We start from the raw sequence: 382 nt of genomic DNA, 5'->3' as shown, positions 1-382 counted from the left end.
CGGCTACACGCTGCTGATTGGCTCGATGAGCACCCACGCGATGAACCCCTCGCTGATGCCCAACATGCCGTTCAAGGGCGTGGAGGACTTCACCCCGCTGGGGCTGCTGGCCTACGTGACGAACACCATGGTGGTGCATCCGTCGGTGCCGGCGAAGAACGTCAAGGAACTGATTGCCTACGCCAAGGCCAATCCGGGCAAGCTGGCCTACGCCAGCGCCGGCTCCGGCTCCACCAACCACCTGAGCGCGGTGCTGTTCGCCAAGATGGCCGGCGTGGACATGCTCCACGTGCCGTACAAGGGCGSCGCCCCGGCCGTGGTGGATCTCGTGGCAGGCCAGACGCAACTGCTGTTCTCCGCCGGCACCCAGACGCTGCCGCAC

General features: G+C 66.4%; 1 protein-coding gene. It reads left to right on the top strand.

Annotated features, from left to right (window positions below; translation table 11 throughout):
• Nucleotides 1–10: 10 nt before the first annotated feature.
• A partial coding sequence (locus AB4Z35_RS31100) for a Bug family tripartite tricarboxylate transporter substrate binding protein (protein ID WP_442101312.1) occupies nucleotides 11–382 on the top strand: 372 nt, incomplete at its 3' end.

It is taken from the genome of Pseudomonas sp. KB_15 (assembly GCF_052114525.1).
Taxonomy (GTDB): domain Bacteria; phylum Pseudomonadota; class Gammaproteobacteria; order Pseudomonadales; family Pseudomonadaceae; genus Aquipseudomonas.
Note: the sequence above shows the minus strand (reverse complement) of the source record. Positions and strands in the feature narration are given on the sequence as shown.